General features: G+C 66.6%; 16 protein-coding genes and 1 tRNA gene. 11 read left to right on the forward strand and 6 right to left on the reverse strand.

Annotation, left to right across the window (positions count from 1 at the left end; genetic code table 11):
- The first annotated feature begins 100 nt into the window (after window positions 1–100).
- Genes AEB_RS16955 through AEB_RS16965 form a run of 3 tightly spaced genes read left to right on the forward strand, consistent with a single transcriptional unit; the run spans window position 101 to window position 2,758 of the window.
- Entirely contained in the window at window positions 101–817 is a 717-nt protein-coding gene (locus AEB_RS16955) for a ParA family protein (protein WP_119084181.1), read from the forward strand.
- A 15-nt stretch (window positions 818–832) separates the two neighbouring features.
- On the forward strand, window positions 833–1,459 hold the full coding sequence (locus AEB_RS16960; protein ID WP_119084182.1) for a hypothetical protein: 627 nt from the start codon (window positions 833–835) through the stop codon (window positions 1,457–1,459).
- A gap of 12 nt (window positions 1,460–1,471) precedes the next feature.
- Window positions 1,472–2,758, forward strand: a complete 1,287-nt coding sequence (locus AEB_RS16965; RefSeq protein WP_119084183.1) for an SPOR domain-containing protein — start codon at window positions 1,472–1,474, stop codon at window positions 2,756–2,758.
- A 50-nt stretch (window positions 2,759–2,808) separates the two neighbouring features.
- On the opposite strand, the gene AEB_RS16970 is transcribed toward AEB_RS16965, so the two are convergent.
- Both AEB_RS16970 and AEB_RS16975 read right to left on the reverse strand, forming a co-directional pair.
- Window positions 2,809–4,041, reverse strand: a complete 1,233-nt coding sequence (locus tag AEB_RS16970) for a dihydroorotase (protein WP_119084184.1) — start codon at window positions 4,039–4,041, stop codon at window positions 2,809–2,811.
- Window positions 4,038–5,072 (reverse strand): aspartate carbamoyltransferase catalytic subunit, encoded by a 1,035-nt coding sequence (locus AEB_RS16975; RefSeq protein ID WP_119084185.1) that lies wholly within the window; start codon window positions 5,070–5,072, stop codon window positions 4,038–4,040. The genes AEB_RS16970 and AEB_RS16975 overlap by 4 nt, the downstream gene beginning before the upstream one ends.
- A gap of 19 nt (window positions 5,073–5,091) precedes the next feature.
- Between AEB_RS16975 and sppA the strand changes: the two genes are divergently transcribed.
- The 5 genes from sppA to AEB_RS17000 all read left to right on the forward strand — a co-directional run bounded on the left by sppA (window position 5,092) and on the right by AEB_RS17000 (window position 13,698).
- Window positions 5,092–7,095 (forward strand): signal peptide peptidase SppA, encoded by a 2,004-nt coding sequence (gene sppA, locus AEB_RS16980; protein ID WP_231958803.1) that lies wholly within the window; start codon window positions 5,092–5,094, stop codon window positions 7,093–7,095.
- Between the two features lie 75 nt (window positions 7,096–7,170).
- A tRNA-Val gene (locus AEB_RS16985) sits at window positions 7,171–7,245 on the forward strand.
- Window positions 7,246–7,329: 84 nt separating this feature from the next.
- Window positions 7,330–8,283: a LysR family transcriptional regulator gene (locus AEB_RS16990; RefSeq protein WP_231958804.1), complete on the forward strand. Its 954-nt coding sequence runs from the start codon at window positions 7,330–7,332 to the stop codon at window positions 8,281–8,283.
- 178 nt (window positions 8,284–8,461) lie between these two features.
- Window positions 8,462–11,593, forward strand: a complete 3,132-nt coding sequence (locus AEB_RS16995) for a TonB-dependent receptor domain-containing protein (protein ID WP_119084187.1) — start codon at window positions 8,462–8,464, stop codon at window positions 11,591–11,593.
- A 101-nt stretch (window positions 11,594–11,694) separates the two neighbouring features.
- A complete protein-coding gene (locus AEB_RS17000; RefSeq protein ID WP_119084188.1) occupies window positions 11,695–13,698 on the forward strand; it encodes a tetratricopeptide repeat-containing sulfotransferase family protein in 2,004 nt (667 codons plus the stop codon).
- A gap of 31 nt (window positions 13,699–13,729) precedes the next feature.
- On the opposite strand, the gene AEB_RS17005 is transcribed toward AEB_RS17000, so the two are convergent.
- From AEB_RS17005 to AEB_RS17020, 4 genes are all read right to left on the reverse strand, one after another.
- Entirely contained in the window at window positions 13,730–15,301 is a 1,572-nt protein-coding gene (locus AEB_RS17005) for an ATP-binding cassette domain-containing protein (protein WP_119084733.1), read from the reverse strand.
- A 207-nt stretch (window positions 15,302–15,508) separates the two neighbouring features.
- Window positions 15,509–20,449, reverse strand: a complete 4,941-nt coding sequence (locus AEB_RS17010; protein WP_119084189.1) for a beta strand repeat-containing protein — start codon at window positions 20,447–20,449, stop codon at window positions 15,509–15,511.
- A 125-nt stretch (window positions 20,450–20,574) separates the two neighbouring features.
- Entirely contained in the window at window positions 20,575–21,465 is an 891-nt protein-coding gene (locus AEB_RS17015) for a winged helix-turn-helix domain-containing protein (RefSeq protein ID WP_119084190.1), read from the reverse strand.
- A 102-nt stretch (window positions 21,466–21,567) separates the two neighbouring features.
- Window positions 21,568–22,056, reverse strand: coding sequence for a MarR family winged helix-turn-helix transcriptional regulator (locus tag AEB_RS17020; RefSeq protein WP_119084191.1), 489 nt, complete (start codon window positions 22,054–22,056; stop codon window positions 21,568–21,570).
- Window positions 22,057–22,363: 307 nt separating this feature from the next.
- On the opposite strand from AEB_RS17020, the gene ectA reads away from it, so the two are divergent.
- Genes ectA through AEB_RS17035 form a run of 3 tightly spaced genes read left to right on the forward strand, consistent with a single transcriptional unit; the run spans window position 22,364 to window position 24,558 of the window.
- Window positions 22,364–22,813, forward strand: coding sequence for a diaminobutyrate acetyltransferase (gene ectA, locus AEB_RS17025; protein WP_231958805.1), 450 nt, complete (start codon window positions 22,364–22,366; stop codon window positions 22,811–22,813).
- Window positions 22,814–22,830: 17 nt separating this feature from the next.
- Complete coding sequence (gene ectB / locus AEB_RS17030) at window positions 22,831–24,132, forward strand: diaminobutyrate--2-oxoglutarate transaminase (RefSeq protein WP_119084193.1); 1,302 nt, start codon at window positions 22,831–22,833, stop codon at window positions 24,130–24,132.
- A gap of 15 nt (window positions 24,133–24,147) precedes the next feature.
- Window positions 24,148–24,558, forward strand: a complete 411-nt coding sequence (locus AEB_RS17035; protein ID WP_119084194.1) for an ectoine synthase — start codon at window positions 24,148–24,150, stop codon at window positions 24,556–24,558.
- The last annotated feature ends 13 nt before the right edge of the window (window positions 24,559–24,571 follow it).

A 24,571-nucleotide genomic window follows, 5' to 3' on the forward strand; every position in this document is an offset into this window, starting at 1 on the left:
AAATCCGCCCCGTTAACTCAAACTTTAGGGTGATCTGCGATCCCCCATCCAGCGAATGCCGGGAAAATCGTCATCCCGGCCTGGAGTTAGGGGAACAGCCTTGCGCGTTTTGGCTTTGGCATCTCAGAAGGGCGGTTCGGGCAAGACCACCCTTTCGGGTCATCTGGCAGTGCAGGCGCAGCGCGCCGGAGCCGGCCCGGTCGTGCTGATCGACATCGATCCGCAGGGCTCGCTGGCCGATTGGTGGAACGAGCGCGAAGCCGAATATCCTGCCTTTGCGCAGACCACCGTTGCCCGCCTCGCCAACGATCTTGCCATCCTGCGCCAGCAGGGCTTCAAGCTGGCCGTCATCGACACGCCGCCGGCGATCACCATGGCCATCCAATCGGTGATCTCCGTTGCCGAGCTGATCGTCGTGCCGACCCGGCCGAGCCCGCACGACCTGCGCGCCGTCGGCGCAACGGTGGACCTGTGCGAACGCGCGGGCAAGCCGCTGATCTTCGTGGTCAACGCGGCAACGCCGAAGGCCCGCATTACCTCAGAGGCAGCCGTGGCGCTGTCCCAGCACGGCACCGTGGCCCCGGTCACGCTGCATCACCGCACCGACTTCGCCGCCTCCATGATCGACGGCCGGACCGTGATGGAAGTGGACCCCAACGGCCGCAGCGCACAGGAAATCGTCGCCCTGTGGCAATATATCGCCGATCGGCTGGAGCGGAACTTCCGCCGCACCGTGTTCGCCGCGCCGAACGCGGCAGCACCGGTCCCCGGCATCCATCGTGGCCAGGGCGGTTTCGGCCGCCGTGTGGCCCAGTAAGGCGGGACCGGAACGATGAGCGAAACCAAACCCTTCGCCTCGCTCGGCCCCACGCTGCTCGCCCGCAAGGGCGGCGCGCGCCCGGCGATGCGGCCCCAATTCGGCTCGCTCGGCATGCTGGGCACCAAGGCCTCCGCCGCGCTGAACCTCGCCGAAGAGGACCAGCAGGCGCTCGACGATCTCGGCTGGAACGACATGGGGTATGAAGAGCATACGCGCCACGAAGCCGATGTGCTGCCGCTGACGCCCGCCCCCGCCAATCCGGAAACGGAGGCGCAGGCCCGCGCGGATGATGCGGTCGCCCGCGCCGAACTCGCCAGCCTGCCCACGGTGGCGGAAGCCGAGCCCGAAGTGCGCCGGCAGCAGCGCGAAGTTGCGGAGTTCGTCTCCGCCGCCCCGGCGCCCGCCGCTGCACTCCGCAGCGCGCCGCGCCAGCGTCGCCGTGCGCTGGAGGAAGGCCGCCGTGCTGCCTTCACCCTGCGGCTCGATGCCCAGCGCCACCTCAAGCTGCGTCTCGCCAGCACGGTGCACAACCGCAGTGCGCAGCAGATCGTCACCGCCGCACTGGATCAGTTCCTCGAAAGCCTGCCGGAGCTCGACACGCTCGCAGCCCAGGTAAAGCGCGAACGCAAAGGCAAATAGGGGCCTCCCGCGATGTATTATACCTCGAACAACAGCCGCGTGATCGGCCTCGCACTTTCCACCGCGATGACGGGGGCGCTGCTCTCGGGCTGCGCCACGACTTCGGTCCCGACAGCCTCCGCTTCGGCGGGACAGGCAGAGGCCGCGCTGGCGCAGGGCAAGTATGATCGCGCGATCGACCTGGCGGAGGCTGCCGTTCTGGCGGAACCCTATAATGCCGAATATCGCGCCACGCTGGCGCATGCCTATCTCGAAGCGGGGCGCTTCGCATCCGCCTCTACCACCTTCGATGATGCCATGCGGCTGGGCGACAATTCACCCCGCACGGCCCTGAGCCTTGCGATCTCCCTCACCGGCGAAGGCAAGCTGGGCGATGCCGCCGCGCTGCTGCGCGAATGGCAGGGCGATCTCGACACCGCCGATCTCGGCCTTGCCCTCACGCTGTCCGGTCAGCCGCAGCAGGCGATCCCTCTGATGGCTAATGCCATCCGCGGCGGGCAGAACACCGTGAAGATGCGGCAGAACCTGGCCTATAGCTACGCCATGGCCGGCCAGTGGCGCGAAGCGCGGCTGATGGCCGCGCAGGACGTGCCGGCAGACAAGCTGGGCGCCCGACTGGAAGAATGGGCCATGATGGCCCGCCCCGACGCCTGGCAGCAGCGCGTCGCCACGCTGATCGAAGTGCCGGCGGGCGTGCGCGATGCCGGCCAGCCGGTGATGCTCGCGCTTGGCGATGTCCCTGCCGCCCGCATGGCGGAAGCAGAAGTGGAGCCGCAGGCGGCCGCCCCGACGGTGTCCACGGGCGCCGAGGTAGAACTGCCCGCGCTCGCGGTGACCGAAGAGACAACCCCACTGGCAACGCCTCCGGCCCCGAAAGCGGAGAGCTTCCGGGCCGCCTTCTCCGCTCCGGCGAGGCACGATGTGGCACAGGATGCGGCTGCCTTTGCCAAGGCTTCCGTACCCGCGGCAAAGCCGGCCAAACCCGCAGCACGCGCATCGCGTAGCGAAGCGACGCATCTGGTCCAGCTCGGCAGCTTCTCCAGCGAACAGAGCGCGCGCAAGGCGTGGAAGATCTATACCCAGCGCTATCCGGGTCTCGCCGGGCACCGCATGGTGCTCAGCGAAGCGGTGGTGGGTGGCAAGCGCTTCTGGCGCGTATCCGCCGCCGGCTTCGACAAGGCCGAATCGCGCGAGATGTGCGGACGGGTGAAGGCGCGCGGCTCCGGCTGCTTTGCGTATGCTGAAAGCCGGCCGCTACCGGGCGCCGTGGACACGGGCACCCGCGTCGCAATGCGCTGAGTCCCGGCGGGCGCGCCAACCCGCGCCCTTGCCGGGTAGAACGACCGTCGTCAGTCCTCGATCGCCACGCCGCCCTTCCATAGGCGGATAACGCGGCCCTGTGCCGGCTGGCGGTCAAACGGCGTGTTACCTGCGGCTGCCGCCATCTTCGCGGAATCGACCACCCAAGGCCGTTCGGGATCGATGATCGCCAGATCGGCTTCCCACCCTGCCCGCAACTCGCCAGCCTCGACGCCCAGCAGGCGGGCAGGATTTCGGGCGACAAGCTCGAACGCGCGTTCGGTGGAAATCACCCCGTCGCGCACCAGCGTCAGCACCATGGCCAGCAGGGTTTCCGCCCCCGCCATGCCGGGGGCCGCATCGGCGAAGGGCAGACGCTTGTCCTCCGGCCCTCGCGGATCATGGCCCGAAGCGATCACGTCTATCGTCCCGTCGGCTATGGCCTCCACCACTGCGCGCCGATCTTCCTCCTCGCGCAGGGGCGGGGAAAGCCGCGCGAAGGTGCGGAAGTTCATCAGCGCGAGATCCGAAAGCATGAAGTGGGCCGGGGTGACACCCGCCGTCACCGAAACCCCGCGCGCCTTGGCAGCGCGCACCAGGTCGAGCGCGGCGCGCGTGGTCACCTGCCGCAGATGCAGCCGCGCCCCGGCCATTTCCGCCAGGGCAATGTCGCGCGCCACCGCCAGCGCCTCCGCCTCGCGCGGCGCGCTGGGCAGGCCGAGCCGCGTGGCCATTTCGCTCGCCGTCGCGGCTGCGCTACCCGCCAGCCCGCCATCTTCCGCATGCGTCACCACCACCATGTCGAGCATGGCGGCATAGCTCAAGATGCGCAGCATGATGCCGCTGTCCGCAATCCAGCTCCGGCCGGTGGCGATACCCTTCGCCCCCGCTTCGCGCATCAGCGCAATCTCCGCGATCTGCCCCCCGGCGAGGCCCTGCGTCGCCGCGGCGAGCGGATGCACCCAGAAATCGGGCTTGCCGCTCTGCGCCGCGAAGCGCACCCGCGCCGGGTGGTCGAGCGGCGGCGTTTGGTCGGGCATCAGCGCGGCGCGCGTGATGCCGCCGAAATGAAACGCCGGCTTGTCGATTGCGAAGACACCGAAATCGACGAGGCCGGGGGCGACGAGCTGGCCCCGGGCGTCCACGACCTCATCACCCTCCTGCGGGAAAGCGTGGCCGATGGCTTCGATGTGACCTTCCATGCAGCGAATCGATCCCGCCTGCACGCCCGCGGAGGTAACCAGCAGGCCGCCGGTGATCGTGAGCGCCCGATGCTGCTTCATGCCCAGCGCCCTTCCGGCTCGCCGCCCCAGCCCTGCACGCCCCGGGCACGACGGGTGAGCACGTCGAGGCAGGCCATGCGGATCGCCACGCCCATCTCCACCTGATCCGTGATGATCGAGCGGCCGGGCAGATCGGCCACCGTGCTGTCGATCTCCACACCACGGTTCATCGGCCCCGGATGCATGATGACGGCATCGGCAGCGGCGCGCTCCAGCCGTTCCGGCGTCAGCCCATACAGATGCCGGTATTCGCGCGGGGACGGGATGAACTGGCCGTCCATCCGCTCGTTCTGCAGGCGCAGCATCATAACCACTTCGGCCCCGTCCAGCGCGGCATCGAAATCGTGGAAGCGCTCCACGCCCATCCCCGCGATCCCGGCGGGCATCAGCGCCGGCGGAGCGCAGACGCGCACCACCGCACCCAGCGCCTGCAGGCACAGTATGTTGGAGCGGGCGACACGGCTGTGGAGGATATCCCCGCAGATCGTGACCACCAGCCCGTTGAACTCCTCCCGCCCCCGCTCGCGCAGCTTGTTACGCAGCGCCAGCGCGTCGAGCAGGGCCTGGGTCGGATGTTCGTGTTGGCCATCGCCCGCATTGAGCACGGGGCAGTCCACCTTGCCGGCGATCAGCTGCACCGCGCCCGAACTGCCGTGGCGGATCACGATCGCATCGGCGCGCATCGCGTTCAGCGTCACTGCGGTGTCGATCAGCGTCTCGCCCTTCTTCACGCTGGATTGCGCGGCGTGCATGTTGACCACATCCGCCCCCAGCCGCTTGCCGGCGATCTCGAAGCTCAGCAGCGTGCGGGTAGAATTCTCGAAGAAGGCGTTGATGATCGTCAGCCCGGCCAGCGCATCTGCGTGCTTGGTGGGCTGCCGGTTCAGCGCCACCCATTGCTCGGCCTCGTCGAGCAGATAGAGGATTTCGTGGGTTTCCAGCTGCCCGATGCCCAGCAGGCTGCGGTGCGGGAAGGCACGCGCGCCCGCCGGATAGCGGGAGGCTGCCACAGATGGCTCTGGCGATGTCATTAAAGCCGAGCCCCTAATCATGCATCATCGCCTGCTCAAGCTCTATTCGCTTGCCCCTGCGGGCGGTTTCGTGTGGAACGGCGGCCGTGCCGGCACGGCGTGCCGGCTGGAAGAGTGCAGCATTTCGGGGTTGGCAATGGCGTTCGCAGGCAAGGTTTGGCGGCTGCTGGTGGGGATAAAGGATGCGCTCGCGCTCCTCTTCCTGCTGCTCTTCTTCGCGGCGCTGTTCGCCGTCCTCAGCATGCGACCGAGCCCGGCGAGCATCCGGCAGGGCGCGCTGCTGCTCGATCTTGATGGCTCGGTGGTGGAGGAGGCGGCGGAGATCCAGCCGCTGCAGATCCTGCTTTCCGGCACCCTGCCCACGCGGGAATTCGCCGCCCGCGACCTGATCCGCGCGATCGATGCCGCCGCGAAGGACGACCGTGTGAAGGCGCTGGCGCTGGACATGACCACCTTCCTCGGCGGCGGTCAGGTGCATCTGCAGGAAATCGGCGCCGCGATGGACCGGTTCCGCGCCGCGAAGAAACCGATCCTCACCTATGCCGTTGCCTATACCGACGATTCCCTGCTGCTCGCCTCTCACGCAACAGAAGTGTGGGTGGATCCGCTGGGCGGCGCGGCCATCGCCGGGCCGGGCGGCACGCGGATGTATTATGCCGGCCTGATCGACAAGCTGAAGATCAACGCGCATGTCTTCCGCGTCGGCACCTACAAGAGCGCGGTGGAGCCCTATCTCCGCGACGGCATGTCGCCCGAGGCGCGCGAGAATTACGAGGCGGTGTATGGCGCGCTGTGGGCGGAGTGGAAGGCCGCGGTGAAGCAGGCCCGCCCCACGGCCGACATCGACCTCGCCACGCAGCGCATTCCCGAATGGCTCGATGCCAGCGGCGGCAATCTCGCCGAGGCGGCACTCAAGGCCGGCCTTGCCGACCGCGCCGGAACCCGCGTGGAATGGGGCCAGCGGCTGGCACAGATCGCCGGGCCGGATCGATGGTCCAAGCGCCCGGGCGCCTTCGCCGCGACCGATTACGATGACTGGTTGGGATCCCTGCAAGTGCCGCGCGCCGGGGCGCCCATCGGCGTGATCACCATCGCCGGGGAGATCACCGACGGCGACGCCGGACCGGGCTCGGCCGGGGCCGAGCGCATCGTCGATCTGCTCGATGCCGGCCTTGATGATGGATACAAGGCGCTGGTCGTGCGCGTGAACTCGCCGGGCGGCACCGTCACCGGCTCCGAAGCGATCCGCCGGGCGATCCTGCGCTACAAGGCCCGGAACATCCCCGTCGCGATTTCCATGGGCAATGTGGCGGCCAGCGGCGGCTATTGGGTGTCCACCAGCGGGGACCGGATTTTCGCGGAGCCCGAAACGATTACCGGCTCCATCGGCATCTTCGCCACGCTTCCAACCTTCGAAAACACGCTCGCCCAGATCGGCGTACAGGCTGACGGCGTGCGGACCACGCCCCTCTCCGGCCAGCCCGATGTGATCGGCGGCCTGACCCCGGAGATGGAAGCGGTGCTGCAGGCGACGGTGGAATCGGGCTATCGCACCTTCCTGTCGCTCGTCGCCAAGTCGCGCGGTATCACGCCGCAGCGCGCGGATGAGCTCGGACAGGGCCGGGTCTGGGACGGCGGCACGGCGCGCCAGCTTGGGCTGGTCGATGAATTCGGCGATCTCGACGCGGCGCTGCAATGGGCGGCGCGACAGGCCCGGCTGAAGGACGGCGATTGGCACGCCGTCTATCTCGCCGACGCGCCCAATCCCTATGCCGCGCTGCTGACGTCCATGCTCGGCACGGACTCCCGGCAGGAGGAGAATGCCGATGTCTTTGCCCTGTTCACCCGGCGCGAAGCCCTGCTGGCCGCACGTGCACTGACAGAAGCCGAAGAGCTGCTCTCCGCACGCGGCGTGCAGGCGCGCTGCATCGCCTGCCCGGCGCCCGTTCCGACCCTGGCTCCGGCGCCCGGAGCAGGCGAAGGTGTGCTGACCGGCCTCCTGCGGAAATTCCTGCTGGGCTAAGGCGGAAGAGAGCACTTGCCAGCGCCGCGATGGCATGGCAAAGGCGCGCCCCTGCCGGACTCACCGGATCACGGCGGGCGCGTAGCTCAGTGGTAGAGCACACCCTTCACACGGGTGGGGTCGCAAGTTCAATCCTTGCCGCGCCCACCATCTTTTCAGGCATTTAAGCGAATAGATGGTTGAATAGGCCGTGCAGCCCCGGCAGCGCGTGTCCGCAACCGTCCTTGAGCAAACTTGCAATTCGGTCCCGCGTCGATCACTCGCGTTTATACGATGCGGCTCGACAACTTCGATCTGAACCTTCTGGTCGCGTTTCAGGCCCTGATCGAGGAATGCAGCGTCACCCGCGCGGCGGAGCGGCTCAATGTGACGCAGCCGGCCATGAGTGCGTCGCTCAAGCGCCTGCGCGAAGCCTTCCAGGACGATCTGCTGGTGCTGCATGGCAAGACCATGATTCCCACGCCACATGCTCGCGATCTGGCTCCCGCGATTGCGGAGGCGATCTCCAATCTCCGCGGCATTCTGTCAGCCGGCACGGGTTTCGATCCCGCGAGTTCCACGCGGCGCTTCTGCATCGCCGCCTCCGACTACATCACCACGGTGCTGATCGTTCCGCTGCTCAAGCGGCTTGAGGAGGAAGCACCCTCGATCCGGCTCGACGTGCGCCTCCCCAGCGAGGAATCGGTGGAGCGGCTGAGCAAGGGCGAGTTCGACTTGCTGCTCACCCCGCGCCAGTTCGTGCGCGCCGAACATCCCGCCGATCTGCTTTTCCGGGAGCGCCACGTCGTGGTGGGCAGCCGTGACAATCCGCTCTTCTCGGAAGGTCTTACCGCCGAAGCCTTTGCGCAGGCAGGGCATGTCGCGGTGCGGATCGACGGGCGCAACGCCTTCATCGAGAATGCCCTCGCGGATGCCGGGATCGAACGGAGGGTGGAAATCTACGCGCCGTCCTTCATCCAGCTCCCCCACCTCCTGCCCGGCACCAACCGCCTCGCCCTTATGCATGAACGACTGGCGCGGTTGATGGTGGAACCGCTCCACCTCGCCTGGGCGCCCGTGCCCTTCGAGATCCCGCTGATGGAGGAGATGATGCAATATCATTCCACCCGCCGGGCGGACGCGGGCCTCACCTGGTTGCGCCGGCATCTGTCGGAACTGGCCGAACAGCAGGCGATCGAGGGAAGCTAGCGCATTTCCTTACCTTGCTGAAGTGTGTCTGTTTTGCGACGATCCAAGGAAAACAGCGGGTGCATGCTCGGGCAACTATTGCGTTTCAAATCACGCAAGCGTTTTCATGTGAAACGAACACCGCTCAGGGGGAGGGGCTGCCCTTTGGTGTTCGGCTCACATGAGGAGGGTTCACGAAATGAAGAACAGTCTGGTCAAGGCGCTGAGGACGAGCACCGCGCCCATCGCTTGCGGGCTCGTACTGCTCGGCAGTGCAGCACACGCGCAGGAAACAAACACGGACACCGATGATTCGAGCACAATCGTGGTGACCGGCACGCGCCTCGGCGCGCAGGTTTCATCCGCCTCGCCGGTGACGGTGATTAGCCAGGAAGAGATCAAGCTCCAGGGCACGACCCGCGTCGAAGACATCCTGAACTCGCTGCCTTCGGTTTTCGCGAGCCAGGCCTCCACCCTCTCCAACGGCGCTGACGGCACTGCATCCGTCGACCTGCGCGGCCTCGGCACCTCGCGCACGCTGACGCTCGTGAACGGCCGCCGGCTTGTCCCGGGCGACCCGAGCCCGTCGAGCGGTTCGGGCGCCGACATCAACATCATCCCGGCCGCCCTGCTGAAGCGTGTCGACGTTCTTACTGGTGGCGCTTCCTCCGTGTATGGTGCGGACGCCGTGGCCGGCGTGGTGAACTTCGTCATCGACAAGGATTTCACCGGGCTGCGCCTCGACGGGCAGTACAGCTTCTATCAGCACAACAACAACGACAAGTTCCTGCCCCAGTATCTGGATGCACGCGGCTTCGATTATCCGCGCGGCAGCACCACCGACGGTGGCACGGTCGATGTGACTGCGGCGTTCGGCGCGGACCTGGACGATGGCCGCGGCCATGTGATGGGCTATGCCGGCTACCGCAAGATCAACCCGATCACCCAGAACAGCCGCGATTACAGCTCCTGCACGCTGCAGAATGGCGGAACCGGAACCCCGCGTTGCGGCGGTTCGGCCACGTCTGACAATGGCAACGTGTTCCTGTTCGACGAACAGGTCGCGCCGGGCACCTCCACTGCATACACCTTCACCCCGGGCGGCGGCTTTGAAAACACTGCTACGCTCTACAACTTCGCTCCGCTGAACTACTTCCAGCGTCCGGACGAGCGCTACACTGCGGGCGTGTTTGCGAATTACGAGATCAACAAGTCGATCCGGCCCTATCTTGAGTTCATGTTCATGGACGACAAGACGGTGGCCCAGATCGCCCCCTCGGGTGACTTCGGCAACACGCTGACGGTCAACTGCGACAACCCGCTGATGTCTGACGCACAGCGCGCTGTCGTCTGCGACAGCGACAACCTGATCAACGGTTTTCTGGGCACCTTCCCGCTCGCGACGGCCGCGCCGTACAATGACCCGGACCTCGGTGGCGTACCGGCCGGAACGCCGCCGATCGGCTTCGTCGACTCGCAGGGCACCGTCTATAACCAGGGCTTCTTCCAGCTGCTGCGTCGCAATGTGGAGGGCGGCCCGCGCCGTTCCGAACTTAAGCACACCACCTATCGCGCCGTGTTCGGCGTGGAGGGCGATTTCGCGGATGTGTGGAGCTATGACGCTTACTATCAGTATGCGCGGAACAACTACTCGCAGGTCTATTCCAACGAGTTTTCGGTCGCACGTCTGAACCGTGCGCTGAATGTGATCACCGACAACCGTACCGGTAGCGCAACCTTTGGTCAGCCGGTCTGCCGTTCGGTGATCGACGGTTCCGACCCCACCTGCGTGCCCTACAACGTCTTCGCCGGCGCCGGCGGGGCGAGCCAGGAATCGGTGCAATACCTTTCGGCCACCGGTTTCCAGAGCGGTTCCACCTCCGAGCAGGTGATCAACGGCTCCGTCACTGGCGATCTCACCACTTACGGCGTCGCGACCCCTTGGGCGAACGATGGTCTGACGGTGAACTTCGGCGTCGAATACCGCAAGGAATCGCTTGAACTGCAAACCGACAACGCCTTCTCCACCGGTGATCTCACCGGCCAGGGCGGCGCGACCCTGCCGCTTTCGGGCAGCTTCGACGTGCTGGAGTTCTTCGCCGAAGGCCAGCTTCCCCTGGTGCAGGATAGCTTCATCTACGACGCTTCGCTCACGGCCGGCTACCGCCGCTCGCACTACGAAACGAGCGCGGGCAACACCTACAACACCGATACCTTCAAGATCGGTGCGGAAGTGGCCCCGACCGCCGACATCCGCCTGCGTGCGATGTACAACCGTGCGGTGCGCGCGCCGAACATCCAGGAACTGTTCTCCACCCCGACGGTGGCGCTCAACGGTTCGAACGATCCTTGCGCCGGCATCACCGTCAGCCCCACGGATTATGGCTGTATCGCGCAGGGCCTTGCGGCCGGGCGCGGCACGGCTCCCAATCCGGCGGGCCAGTACAACGGCTTCATCGGCGGCAACCAGGATTTGAAGCCGGAAAAGGCCAGCACCTGGACGCTGGGCGCCGTTTTCCGTCCGTCCGTCGTGCCACGGCTCAACCTGTCGGTCGACTATTTCACGATCAAGATCGACGATGCGATCCGCTCCTTCGGGCAGGACGCCATCCTGTCGGACTGCGTTGACAAGGCGACGGCGGACTTCACGCCCGCATCCTGTGACCTGGTCCATCGCGATGCGGCTGGGTCGCTGTGGCTGACCCCGGGCGGCTATGTCACCGATCTTCCGGGCAATGTCGGTTCCGTGAAGACGAGCGGTATCGAAGTGAACGGCGGCTATTCCTATCCGGTTGGCTTCGCCGATCTCAGCTTCTCCTTCACGGGTACCTATCTTGACGAATACGTCGTCAACAACGGCCTGACGGAAGCGTATGACTGCGCCGGTCTCTACGGCCCGGTCTGCAGCGTGGGCGGCACCACGGACAGCGGCGCGCCGCTTCCGCGCTGGCGCCACAAGGCCCGCCTCTCCGCCAGCACCGATTCCGGCTTCGGCCTCTCGCTGCAGTGGCGATATGTGGGCCCGGTGACGGCGGAAACGCAGTCCGAGTACACCACGCTCGCGAGCGAGAATGGCTTTGATCCGGGTCTGCGGATCGGCAGCCAGAGCTACTTCGATCTGGTCGGCACCTACACGCTGATGGAGGACTTCACCTTCCGCCTGGGCGTGAACAATCTGTTCGACAAGCAGCCGCCCTATGTCACGTCCGGCAACGGCGGCGTCTCGGGCACGAACCTCTGCCCGACCGGGCCGTGCAACGGCAACACCTACCCGGCGACCTATGACGCGCTGGGCCGTTACGTCTATCTCAGCGCCACGCTGGACTTCTGACGAACGACTGACTGAGCCGGGGGCATTCCGCCAGGGATGCCTCCGTGCTTTGCCCGGGGGGCTGTGCTACCCCTCCCCTATGCGCTGCTTCCGGCTTTCCCATGTCCTCGCATGATCGCTCCGCCGACGATGCCGGCGTCCTCCGACAGGTCATCGCAGCCGCGCAGCGCGGGGATCTTGATGGGGCCTGTGCGCAGGCCGAAGGCGCGCTGCAGGCCGGCAGAGGGGATGCCGCCGCGCTCCACGCCTTCCTTGGCATGATGAAAGCCCGCTCCGGCGCGTTCGACGCAGCCGCGGCTCATCTCTTGCAAGCGCATCAGGCCCGGCCGGCCGACATCACCATCGCCTGCAACCTCATTTCCGTGCTCATGGACGCCGGGCGCAATGCCGAGGCGCTTGCCATTGCGAGCCAGGAACTCGCCGCGGCGGATGCCACCGGTCGCGTCGCGCGCTATCGCGGCTTCCTCGCCCAGACGCTCGAGCAGTTCGACACCGCCATTCTTGCCTACGAAGCCGTGCTGGCGAACGCGCCTGACGATTTCGAATGCTGGAACAATCTGGGCAATGCGCGCATCGCCATTGGCGACGCGAAGGGCGCCGTGGAGGCCCTGCGCCGCGCGGTCGCACTGGACCCTGCGGCCGCCCCTACCCGGCTGAACCTCGCCAGCGCGCTGGAAGATGCGGATGAGGCGGCCGCCGTCCTGCGCCAGGCGGCACGGGATTTCCCGACAGACCCCCGCCCACCCTACCAGCTCTACATCCTTTTCAAGCAGCAATCGCGGCAGGAGGACGCTCTGGCCGCCATCGAAGAGGCGGTTGCCCGTGATCCGGATGTGGCTGGCATGCAGCTCAAGCTCGCGGTCGAATATGGGGTTGTCCGCCGCACGGCAGAGGCCGAGGAATGCTATCGCAAGGTGATCGCGCTCGATCCGGGGGCAGTGGACGCCTATCTCGGTCTCGCGATCCAGTACGAGCATACGAACCGCGAGGAGGAATTCGCGCCGCTTCTGGCGCTCGCCCGCGCCAATGGCATAGGCGACGGGCCCTGCAGCTTCATCGAAGCCTTCGAGCTACGCCGCGCGGGCCGGTTCGAAGAGGCGCTGGCCATGCTGGAGCGCGTGCCCCCGGACATCGAGCCGGTCCGCACCGCCCATGCCCGGGCCAGCGTCCTCGACCGGTTGGGCCGCAGCGCAGACGCCTTCACGGCCTTTTCGGAAGCGAACGCACTGATGGGGGCAGGCTCCGCCGAACCACTGCAGCGCGCGGCCAAGCTGCGGGAAGAGATTGCGCGGCAGATCGGGCTGCTCACCCCGGAATGGCGGGACTCCTGGCAGGTGGCAGCGCCGGCCGACCCGCTGCCGGACCCGGTCTTCCTGGTCGGCTTTCCCCGCTCGGGGACCACCCTGCTCGATACGATCCTGATGGGCCACCCCGATACTGTGGTGATGGAGGAGCAGCCGCCGCTCAATGTGGTGGAAGATTCGCTGGGGGATTTCACCGCAATTGCCCACCTCGACGCGGATGGCATCACGCGCGCGCGGGCGCGCTATTTCGAGGAAGTGGCGCGGCTGAACCCGGTGCCGCCCGGCAAGCTGCTGATCGATAAGTCCCCGCTGTTCCTGTACCGGCTACCGTTGATCCACCGGCTCTTCCCGCAGGCACGGATCATCCTCGCGCTCCGCCACCCCTGTGACGTGGTGCTGAGCTGCTTCATGAGCAATTTCCGTCTCAATTCGGCCATGGCCAACTTCCTCCGGCTGGAGGATGCGGCCAGCCTCTACGATCTGTGCTTCCGCCATTTCGAGGCATCGCAGGCGCTGTTCCCGGTCGATTGCCACCACATCGTCTATGAACGGCTGGTCGAGGATGTGGAGGCGGAGGTTCGCCCGCTGCTGGACTGGCTCGGCCTCGAGTGGACGGAGGACGTGCTCGAACATCGCCGCACGGCCAAGGCCCGCGGGCTCATCACAACGGCCAGCTATTCCCAGGTGACCGAGCCGATCTATCGCCGCGCCGCCGGCCGGTGGAAGCGCTATGAACAGTGGCTTGCACCGCAAATGGATGCTCTCTCGCCGTGGATCGAGAAATTCGGCTATTCCGGCTGAGCACCACCGCCCCCACGCCCGCAACTGTCGGTCAGATGTCGATGATCCGGTCGAAGCCGACGCGCTCCGCGAAAGCCGCATCGTGGCTTACCACCAGCAGCGCGCCGTCGAACGCGCGCAGGGCTTGCTCCAGCAACTCGATCGTTTCGATGTCCAGGTGATTGGTCGGCTCGTCGAGGATGAGGAGCCACGGTTCCACCGGGCCCGCGAGCGTGGCGGCGAGGGCTGCGCGGAGGCGTTCGCCGCCCGATAGGGTGCTGACGGCCCGCTTCGCGTCGCGATTGCGGAAGCCGAAGCGCGCGCACAGCGCATAGGCTCCCTCCGCGTCCAGCTCGCGGTTCCGGCGGCGGATGGATTCCACCACGCTTGCCGCGGGATCGAGCGTGCCTGCATGCTGATCCAACATGACGATCCGCCCTTCAGCGCGATGCACCATGCCTTCGTCCGGCTCGAGACATGCTGCGGCGACCTGGAGCAGAGTGGTCTTGCCCGCACCGTTCGCACCCCGCAATACGACCCACTCCGCGCCGTCGATGCGCAGCGACCACGGGCCGAGCCGCCGCGCACCGCGATGGACGACCACCCGGTCCAGGCCCAGCACCCGCGCCCCTGAAGGCACGCCCGCCGAAGGCAGGGTGATGGCCAGCAGCACCACCGCCTCCACCCGGGCGCGGGCGCGTTCCTGCTCTGCGGCGGCGGAGGCGATCAGTCGGTCGCTGATGGCTTTCTGGCGCCCGCCGCTATTCTGTGCCCGCTCCGCCCGCGCATCCAGCAGGATCTTGGGTTCCGAGCCTCTGGCGGCAAAGGCCCGCCCTGCCTTATCGCGCCGCTCTTTCGCCTCACGCCGCGACGGGGCGTCCCGCTGGACCTGACGCAGAGCCAGATCGGCGCGATCCTTCTCCTCGGCCCGCCGCTCCCGCTCCGCCTGTCGCGCGGCCGCGAAGGCCGCCCATCCGCCGCCAAAGCTGCGCGCCCCGATGGAAGTCAATTCCACGATACGGTCCATGTCTTCCAACAGATCGCGATCATGGCTGGCGACCAGCACCCCGCCCCGCCAATCGCGAATGAGAGCGGCGATTGCCGTGCGGCCTGCGCGATCCAGATTGTTGGTCGGTTCGTCCAGCAGGATGAGGTCCGGCGCCCCAAGCGCAAGGCGCGCAATGCCGATACGCGTCCGCTCCCCGCCGGAGAAACTGCGGAGCGGGCGGTCCAGCGCGGGCACCGCGAGGCAGGCAGCCGCAAACGCAGCTTCCACCCGCCCCTCCAGCGACCAGTCCGCCTCCGCTAGATCGGCTTCCGTGCCCCTGCCGGCGAGAATGCGCCCGAGCCGGTCCATCTCGCCCGCGATGCCCAGCGCTTCGGCTACCGTCCAACGCCCTGGCATTTCCTGCTGCAGCAGGCAGATCGTCCCCCCGCGCCGCATCGTGCCGGCGTGAGGCTGCACCTGTCCTGCCGCTATCCGCAGGAGCGTGGATTTGCCCGCGCCGTTGCGGCCAACCAGCCCGACCCGCTCCGTGCCTATCGACAGGGTCAGGTCATGGAAGAGCGGGCGCCCATCAGGCGTGCGGGCGGCGAGGCAATCGAAGGTGAGGAAGGCAGACATGGGCAACCGTGGGTAGGAGGGAGACAAGGCTGATCGCGTTGCTCACTGTCCTGTTCACGGTTCGCTCCACTTGCTGTTGCCCCGCATTGTATGGCCTGGCGCCCGATGCTGCAACCGGCCCGAGAATGCGAAATGGGGCGGAAGCCGTGCACCGGCCGCCGCCCCACCCCCACTCATCCAAGCTGGCGAAGGGTTCTGCGCCCCGCCTTAGAAGCGGATTTTTACGCTTCCCGTCAGCCCGTGATCGTTGAAGCCGTTGGAATAGGTGCCGTCATAGCCGATGCGCAGGTCCGCTGTGCCGAGGCGGGCGGACAGGCCGGCGGAGATCACGGCAGCGTTGCGGGAGATCGGCACGGCGGCAATCGCTGCAGTACCGGGCAGGCCGGCGAAGCCGACCGCAGCCGCGCTGCCGCGATCGCCCCAGGCATGGCGGTATGCGGCGGAACCGAAGGGGCGCACGGCCGCCTCGCCCTCGCCCGAGAACCGCAGCCCCACGGTGCCGAAGGTCACGTCCCGATCGAGCCCGTTCACTACCAGCGCAGTGGCGGCGCCGGTTTCGGCGACCGGATCGAAATCCGTGGCCACATGGCTGACGCCGGCAAAAGGTTCGAGAGCGAAGCCGGCCATGGCCGCGCGATAGCCCACTTCGCCGAAGACCTGCCGGTAATCGCCCTTGGCCTTGCCGCTGACCGAGCCGGTGACACTGCCGAGCGAGGTGCTGCGGCGCGTGCTGCCGTCCATCCAGCCGAACTGCACGCCGGCACTCACCGCCAGCCCGGCGGGGCTGTGATAGGCAAGCTGGCCGATTGCGAAGGTAATGTCCCCATCGGAGAAATCGCCGCCGCTCTGCCCTTCATCCAGCAGGCCGACGCCGGCCGCGGCGGAGAAGCCGCCCGCGCCGAAGCCGAGGCCGCCGACGACACCCTTGCCATCCAGCTTGATGGCACCCGCGCCATGGCCGCTGGAGACGTTGTTGTAGAGCGCGCTGGCCCAGACATAGCTGCCCTCCCCGCCGAGGCTTCCGGCCGACTGGCGCCGCAGCATCTCCGCCGTCTCGACGATGGCCGCGCCATAGGCGGGATAGATTTCTCCCGTCAGGCTGGCGAAGCTGGGCGTCGCATCCGCGTCGATCAGCGTCAGCGCCGCGTCATAGAGCGTGGTGCCGTAGCCCTGGCTTTCGATCAGGCTGGCGATGGCCCGCTGGCTGGCGGTGGTGCCATAAGCAGCGAAATCCGTATCGTTGCGCACCAGCCGCAGCGTCACCGCATTGGCCGAATAGCTCAGCGAAGGATCGAGGAAGGCGAGATTGGTGGACACCGCACCGAAGGTGCCGTTGATCCCCCCGGCCGCCGTCAGGATGGTGTAGTCCGTCACCGGCCGGTAGCTGCCGCTGGCGGCGATCACGCTCACGCTCGCCCCACCCAGCGCCGCCGCCCCTGTGGCCTGCAGCAGGTCCGCGGCCCCTGCGGCATCCACCTCCACTTCGAAGATGGATGCGGCGTTGAAGGTCACATTGCCGTTGACGGTCAGCGTGTCGATCGAATTGCCCGGCGCCAGCGTGCCGCCATTCACCTGCGTCGCGCCCACTGTGCCCGCGCCGCCCAGCTTGCCGCCCTGTTCCACGGTGAAGCCGGCGTTGGAGAAATCGCCGTTGACCGACAACGTGCCCCCGCTCACCTGACCGGTGCCGGTGAAGCCGCGTCCGTCGCCATTGAGCTTGAGGTCGCCTTGCCCTGTCTTCACCAGTTCGCCCATGCCGGTGATCGAGCCGGCGAACACCGTGTTGCCAAACTGCTCGATGGTCAGCTTGGTCTCGCCCAGGTTCAGCACGCCGCCCTGGCCGGAAAGCTGGGCGATCTGCTGCTGGCCACCCTCGACCTGCGAGAGATCCACCACGCCATCGTCCAGCTCCAGTTCGGTATCCTCGCCCAGCTGGCCGGCGAAGGCCACTTCGCCACCCATCACGTTGGTGACGCCGGTGAAGGCATAGAGGCCAGCGAAGGTCAGCGTGCCCGAACCCTGCTTGGTCAGTCGGCCGCTGCCGCTGAAATCGCCCACGAAGCTGTAATCGTCGGTGCGCGCGAACACGAAGGTGCCGTCATTCACCAGATCGCCGGTGAAATCGCCGCCTTCGCCCAGTTGGAACACACCATCGCCCTTGGTGGTGATGTCGCCGCCATAGACCGTCGTCAGCAGCAGCTCGCCATTCTCCACGAAGGTGCCGCCGGTGTGCTGCAGCCCGCTGGCATCGGCCAGTTCGATCCGGGCAGGCCCGGTAAGGTGCAGCGAGCCGGCGCCGGTGATCGTGCTGCCCCCAAGATCGCCGTCGTCCTCATTGCTGATCAGTTCGAGATGGAGTTCTCCCTCCAGTTCGATCTCGGAAGCAAGGATGGCAAGCTCGCCGTCGGAATTCTCGGCCACGATCAGCGTGGCACCTTCTTCGAGGTCCACAAAATCGTACAGCGATTGCGTGCCCGATGCACGCCACGTGCCGGTGTCTACCGAAAGCCCTTCGACATTGCGCGTCGCGACCACCTGCCCTGGGGACGTCTGGGTCGAGCCGTCGATTATGTCGAGGTAGAGCCGGTCGTCGCCATCGCCCAGATCCACGATCCCGTCGATCTGGGAGGCGTTCTGCAACTCCAGCGTATCATCGCCGGAGCCGGTCAGCACCGCCACGCCATCGTGGCCCGTCAGCGTGCCATTGTTCAGGATATATATGTCCGGAGCCGCCGCCTGGGCGTTCAGCGGCATGGCGGCGATGGCCGCGGCACCGCTGCTGCTGATCGTCCCGTAATTATACAAATCCAAGAAGCCGCCTTGGGGCCCGCCCAGCAACACCACGCCCGCTGACGCCGCAGTGACCGTGGCGCCCTGTGCCACCTCAACCATACCGTCCAGCCCGATCACCACGACACCCTGGCCCGCCGTCGATTCGACCGCGCCCTGCACGAGGACATCCGCCGAGCCCGTCAACGACTGTGCCATGACTGCAGTCTGCGTGCTGCGCACCGTGCCGTGCACCAGGACTTCCGCCTGGCGTCCGGTGACGACTACGCCGGTGGCGCCGGAGCCGGTCGCGGTCACATCGCCGGTGGTCGCCGCGGCGCGGCCGTTGCTGGCGAAAACGCCCAGCGCCAACGTATCCGCCCCGGAAGTAATCAGGTTGGTGCTTTCCACCACCGCGTCGCCGCTGGTGGACTGGGCGAGAATGCCCGTGCCATCCGCACCGCTGGTTTCAGCTCTCCCGCTGACGATGCTGACATCGCCCGCGGACAGGGCAACGACTGCGGAGCCTTCTGCACCAGCGCTGAAGGCATCCGCGCTGGTAATGGAAACGGTGCCGCTGCCGGAACTGCCGAACACCGCATCACCGGAGAACGGTCCGGCGAGCCCGGTGTTCTCCACGCGAGTTACACCGGCGTTGATCGTCACCGCGCCGGTCGTGCTGTTGCCGAAGACGCCCACGCCGCTGGCGCCGGTGGTTGTGACGGTGCCCGTGGTGATGGAAACCGCGCCTGCGCCGCCGCGCGCGACGACGGCTACGGCATCCGCGCTCTCCAGGGAGACGTCATCCGCAGTGACTGTAATCGCCGAACCACCGCGCACCGAGATGCCATAGCGATGCTGCCCTGCCACCGTGACCGAGCCGGCATCAACCGTGATCGGCGCATTCGTGGTACCGCCGGTCTGCTCGACGATGATGCCGCCCTGCTCGAGGCGCAGATTGCTGCCATCGCTGCGCACGCCGGGGTCCGCCCCCGCTCCGGTGACCGACACTGTTTCTGACACGACGGTGATCGGGCCTTGAGACTGAGCCCAGATCGCGCTGCCCACGTCGCCCCCCGCGCTCACGGCTCCCCCGTTGGTAATCGCGACGTTGGAAGTGCCGGTGGCGCTTATGCCCGTCTGCCCGCTGGTGATGGTTCCTGCTGCGGTGGCGATGGTGACCTCCGAGCCGGACGCCTCGATGGCGACGGAGCCACTCGAATGCGTATTGCCGGCTACGTTGATGTCGACGGCACCGTCGCTCACTGCTTCGATCGAGCGACCGGTGCTTTGAATGTTGGTAGCAGAGATCGAGACGGACTGCTCGCCGGATGCGAAGATACCGTTCCACATGGCGCCGGCAGCGGTGATCGAGCTGCCGGATGCCATGGTGACGCTGACGTTCTGCCCGGTCGCTTCCATGCCGCCATAGGTGCTGCCCACGATCTCGCCCGTCAGCAGAACGGTGGTGTCGCCCCCGGTCGAGCGAGCCGTAAGGCCGCCACCGGCCTGGATAGAGCCGATCGTTACATCGATATCGCCTGCAGCGAGCACCCGCGCCGCTTCGGAATCGCTCCCGATTTCGATGCTATCGACATTCAGGCTGGCATCGCCCCCGCTGGACTGGACGAACACGCCCTGCCCCGTGGTAGCGGTCGACGTCACCGCGCCCAGATCCGCCGAAGCGTCGCCCGCACTGACGACGGAAACCGCCACGGCACCTTCGGAATGGATCGCGGCGCTGTCTGCCGTGACGATCGCCTGCCCGCCTGAGCTTACGACGATGGCGGAGGCGTATTGGCCAAAGGTCTCGGAGGAGCCGACATTCACCGTTACCGAACCGTTATCCGACGTGGCCAGCACGGCCTCGTAGAATTCCTGCTGCGAATCCTCGCCGGTGCCGCGGGCAATCACCGAGTCCGCAGTGATCAGTACGGAACCGTTTGAGCTGTGGGCGGCGATCCCGGCGGTGGCGGTGCCGGCCAGATCGAGCGAACCCACCTGGAGCGTGATGTCGCCCGCTCCCGCGGCTTCGATGCCTACCAGTTCGCCGTCGCCGGTCCCGACGATCGAGCCAAAGGTGCCGGAAATGGCGCCGCCGCCGGATGTCTCCAGTCCAATAACGTGATCCCGGTCGGCCGCCTGGGCCGTGGCGGTCACCTCCGTGACGGAAGCCGTAATGGAGCCGCCGCTCGTAAGTTCGATCGCCACCGGCGTGCCGCTGGCAGATGCGACGGAGACATCAATGTCCTGCGCGGAATCTTCGGTGATCGGCTGGGCCAGAAGCGGCCACGCGCCAAGAAGGAAAGGCAGCGCGGTGCCTGCACGCAGGACGGTGCGGGTCCGCCGGGCGCCACGGGCGGTGTCATTGGCATTCATGGATTCAGTCCCCCATTGTGTGGGGGCCTTGTTGGCTGCAGCCGCGAAGAAATCTTTCCTCGAATTCTGAAAAATTATGAAATGCGAACTTATCCCAATCAGGGACAAAGTACGGTAAACGCGCGTTAATCTGGGCTCCTGACACGTTCGGTCAGAAGCGCACCGCCCTGCCGGGTTCGCTTGCCGATCTGCGGCAGGACTGTGGAATAAAGCGCCTTCGGCGTTACCGCTACGCCATTGCCTCCAGCCTGCGCCACCAGCCGGCGCTGCTCTCGCGAGGGCATGACGGTGTAGATATAGAGCGGCGTGTCATCCCCTCGCCGGCGCAGTTCGGCGCTGAGTTTCAGCCCCGCTAAAGGCTGATCGCCCCGTCCCATGTCAGAGATCACTGCGTCATATGTGTACATGGCAAGCAGAGCCAGCGCTTCGTCGGTGGTGACCACGGCATAGACGGCGATGCCCTGATTCTCGAGCCAGCGCCGCTCGGCCATGTTGTTGGCAGGGTGATCGTCCACCCACAGGACACGCCCGCGCGGATCCGGCGCCTCCCCGAGTTCCAGCGAATTGCCGGGGTCACGTCGCGAGATAGCAAACATACCTACAAGACCCGCGGCTGCGACGCCAAGCGCTATTACTGCCAGGGCAACGCCTGTTCGGCGGGCCCGCGGATCGTTGGCTTCACTCGCTGGCTGGCCTTGAGACACCGGCACAGGGGCGGGCACCGCTTCCGCGTGTACGGCGAGCCGATAGCCCTGACCATAGACGCTCTTCAGCGCCAGTCCCTGTTCGCCCAGCGCCTCGCGGAGCCGGCCGATCGCCTTAGCGAGCGAGTTTTCATGCACCAGCCGGTCGGGCCAACCAGCCCGGAGCAGCTTCTCCTTGCCGACCGGAGCGCCGGCTGCCTCGATCAGCAGGTTGAGAATCGCCTGGCTACTGCGATCCAGATTGACGATCCTACCCGAGGCTTCCAGCCGACCGCTGGCCTCGTCAAACGTAACCCCCTCGAAACGCCACATATTTCCCGCTGCTCCCCCCGGAGGCTTGGGTCATAACCGGGAAGCGGCGCGACGCCAAGGATCGGCGATCATCCTTGGGCAGCAGCCACCTGCCAGCCCCGTTCAATGTCCCGTGGTGCGGTCGATCGCGCCGGAATCGAGCAGCGGCGCCGCATCGCGCGAGGCAATGCCGAGTATGTCCGCGAGCCGGCCGAGCCCGGCTAGGATCATCGCCTGTTCCCATTCGGGCAAGGTGGCGAATTGTTCGCTGAAGCGCGCCTGCAGCATGTCGGGCGCGGACACGATCGCCTGCCGCCCAGCCTCCGTCACGGTCAGATGGATGCGCCGCTTGTCCTGCTCCCCCCGCTGGCGCGCCACCAGCCCGCCGGATTCGAGGCGATCGAGGATGTTGGTGACGGTGGCCTGGCTGAACTGAAGCGCGGCGGAGAGCTCCGTCGGCGTGGTCTCCCCCCGGTCGGCCACTTCCTGCAGCAGCAGCAATTGCGAAGGGGTAAGTCCCGTCGCCGTGGCCAGCTGCCGGTTGCTGAGATCCGAACTGCGCAGAATCCGCCGCAGTGCCCGCAAGGCAGCCGTGGTGAGATCATCGTTCATTCCACAGGGCTAGCCCGCGGCGCCGCTTCGGCCAAGTGACAAAGATAATTCGCCTTTGGAAGTATATATATTTCGCTTTCGGAATTACATGCCGTGCCGAGCGCCCACAGGGGTTGAGATTTCCGGCTCAATCCCTACATGACGCCGCGCAAACGAAAGACAGAAAGATACACCGGAGGAAACAGATATTTCAGCTATGGAAGATATCCTAGAGCCCCGGTCTCGCGATTCGCAGCAGGGCTCCCAGTCTGGACGAGCGACAGGCGGCATTGCACTGCGCGCACCGCGAGCGGAAGACGGGCCGCGGGTGACGGCGCTAATCGCGGCCTCCCCGCCGCTCGATATCAATTCGGCCTATTGCAACCTGCTGCAATGCACGGACTTCAGCGACACCTGCGTGCTTGCGGAGCGTGGCGGCGAACTGCTCGGCTGGATCTCGGCCTATCGCCCCCCGGCGGCGCCCGACACACTGTTCATCTGGCAGGTCGCCGTGGCCCCTGCCGCGCGGGGCGAAGGGCTGGCGATGCGCATGCTGGAAGAGTTGCGTGGCCGCCCGGCCTTTGCCGGCACCCGCGTGCTCACCACCACCGTGACAGCCGATAACACGGCATCATGGTCGCTGTTCGAGGCATTCGCCCGCCGCCATGGCGCGACGCTGGAGCGCAGCCCCCGTTTCGAGCGCCAGGCGCATTTCGCCGGCGCTCATGACACCGAATGGGAAGCGCGCATCGCGCCGCTACCCACCCAATCCCAGTAAAAACGGAGAGCAATCTCATGACTCTTACTCCCCGGCCTACCCTGGCCGCGCCCGATACCGCCATTTACGATCGTCGTGAATCCGGCGTGCGCAGCTATTCCCGCTCCATGCCGCGCCAGTTCAACCGCGCGGACGGCGCTTGGCTGCATGACACCAATGGCGGCCGCTATCTCGATTTCCTCTCCGGCTGCGCCTCGCTGAATTACGGGCACAACCATCCGGTGCTCAAGGACGCGCTCCTGGATTACATCTCCGCCGACGGCATCGCCCACGGGCTGGACCTGCACACCGATGCCAAGGAACGCTTTCTCGAAGCGCTGGAAGAGGTGATCCTCACGCCCCGCGGCCTCGATTACCGCGCGATGTTCACCGGCCCCACCGGCACCAATGCGGTGGAAGCGGCGATCAAGCTCGCCCGCAAGGTGACCGGCCGCGAAATGGTGATCGCCTTCACCAATGGCTTCCACGGCATGACGCTGGGCGCGCTCGCCTGCACCGGCAATGCCGGCAAGCGCGGCGGCGCCGGCGTGCCGCTGTCGCATGTCTCGCACGAGCCCTTCGACGGCTATTTCGGTGACGACGTGGACACCGCCGCCCTGCTCGACCAGCGCCTGTCCGATCCCTCCAGCGGGCTCGACGCGCCGGCCGCCATTCTGGTGGAAACGGTCCAGGGCGAAGGCGGCCTGAACGCCGCATCGCCCGAATGGCTCCGCGCCATCGCCGCCATCGCCAAGAAGCACGGCGCGCTGATGATCGTGGACGATATCCAGGCCGGCTGTGGCCGCACGGGCAGCTTCTTCAGCTTCGAAGGCATGGGCTTCACGCCCGACATCGTGACCATGGCGAAATCGCTTTCCGGCATGGGCCTGCCCTTCGCGTTGACCTTGTTCCACCCGGAACTGGACGTGTGGTCCCCCGGGGAGCACAACGGCACCTTCCGCGGCAACAACCACGCGTTCGTGACGGCCACGGCTGCCATGCGCCACTTCTGGGCCGACAGCACCTTCCAGGACGATATCGCCCGCCGCGGCGCCCTGCTGGAGAGCCGCCTCAATACCATGGCCAGGGAGCACGGGCTGCAGACCCGCGGCCGCGGCATGATGCGCGGCATCGATGTGGGTTCGGGTGAGATCGCCGACGCGGTGACCCAGGCCTGCTTCGATCAGGGCCTGATCATCGAAACCAGCGGCGCCAATGACGAGATCGTCAAGGTGCTCGCCCCGCTCGTGATCGAGGACGACCTGCTGACCGCGGGCCTCGACATTCTCGAGCACGCCATTCGCAAGCAACTCGCGCCCGCCCTCGGCGTGGCCGCCTGAACCAGGAGAAACGATATGATCATCCGCAAGCTCAAGGAAATCCGCAAGAGTGACCACAACGTCAGCTCGGAAGGCTGGGAGAGCGCCCGCCTGCTGCTCGAAGACGACGGCATGGGCTTCTCCTTCCACCTCACCACGCTGCTCGCCGGCAGCGAGTTGAGGATGCACTACAAGAACCACCTCGAAGCGGTGATGGTGCTGAAGGGCACCGGCACAATCGAGGATCTCGGCACCGGGGAAACCCACGAGCTGAAGCCCGGCATCCTTTACGCGCTGAACGAGAATGACGAACACATCGTGCGGCCGGAAACCGACATTCTGACCGCCTGCGTCTTCAACCCGCCGGTCACCGGCCGCGAGGTTCATGACGAGACGGGCGCATACCCGGCCCCCGATGCCATGCGTGAAAGCACTTCGGGCAGCTGAAACACCGCAACAA

This window comes from Altererythrobacter sp. B11 (assembly GCF_003569745.1).
Classification (GTDB): domain Bacteria; phylum Pseudomonadota; class Alphaproteobacteria; order Sphingomonadales; family Sphingomonadaceae; genus Croceibacterium_C.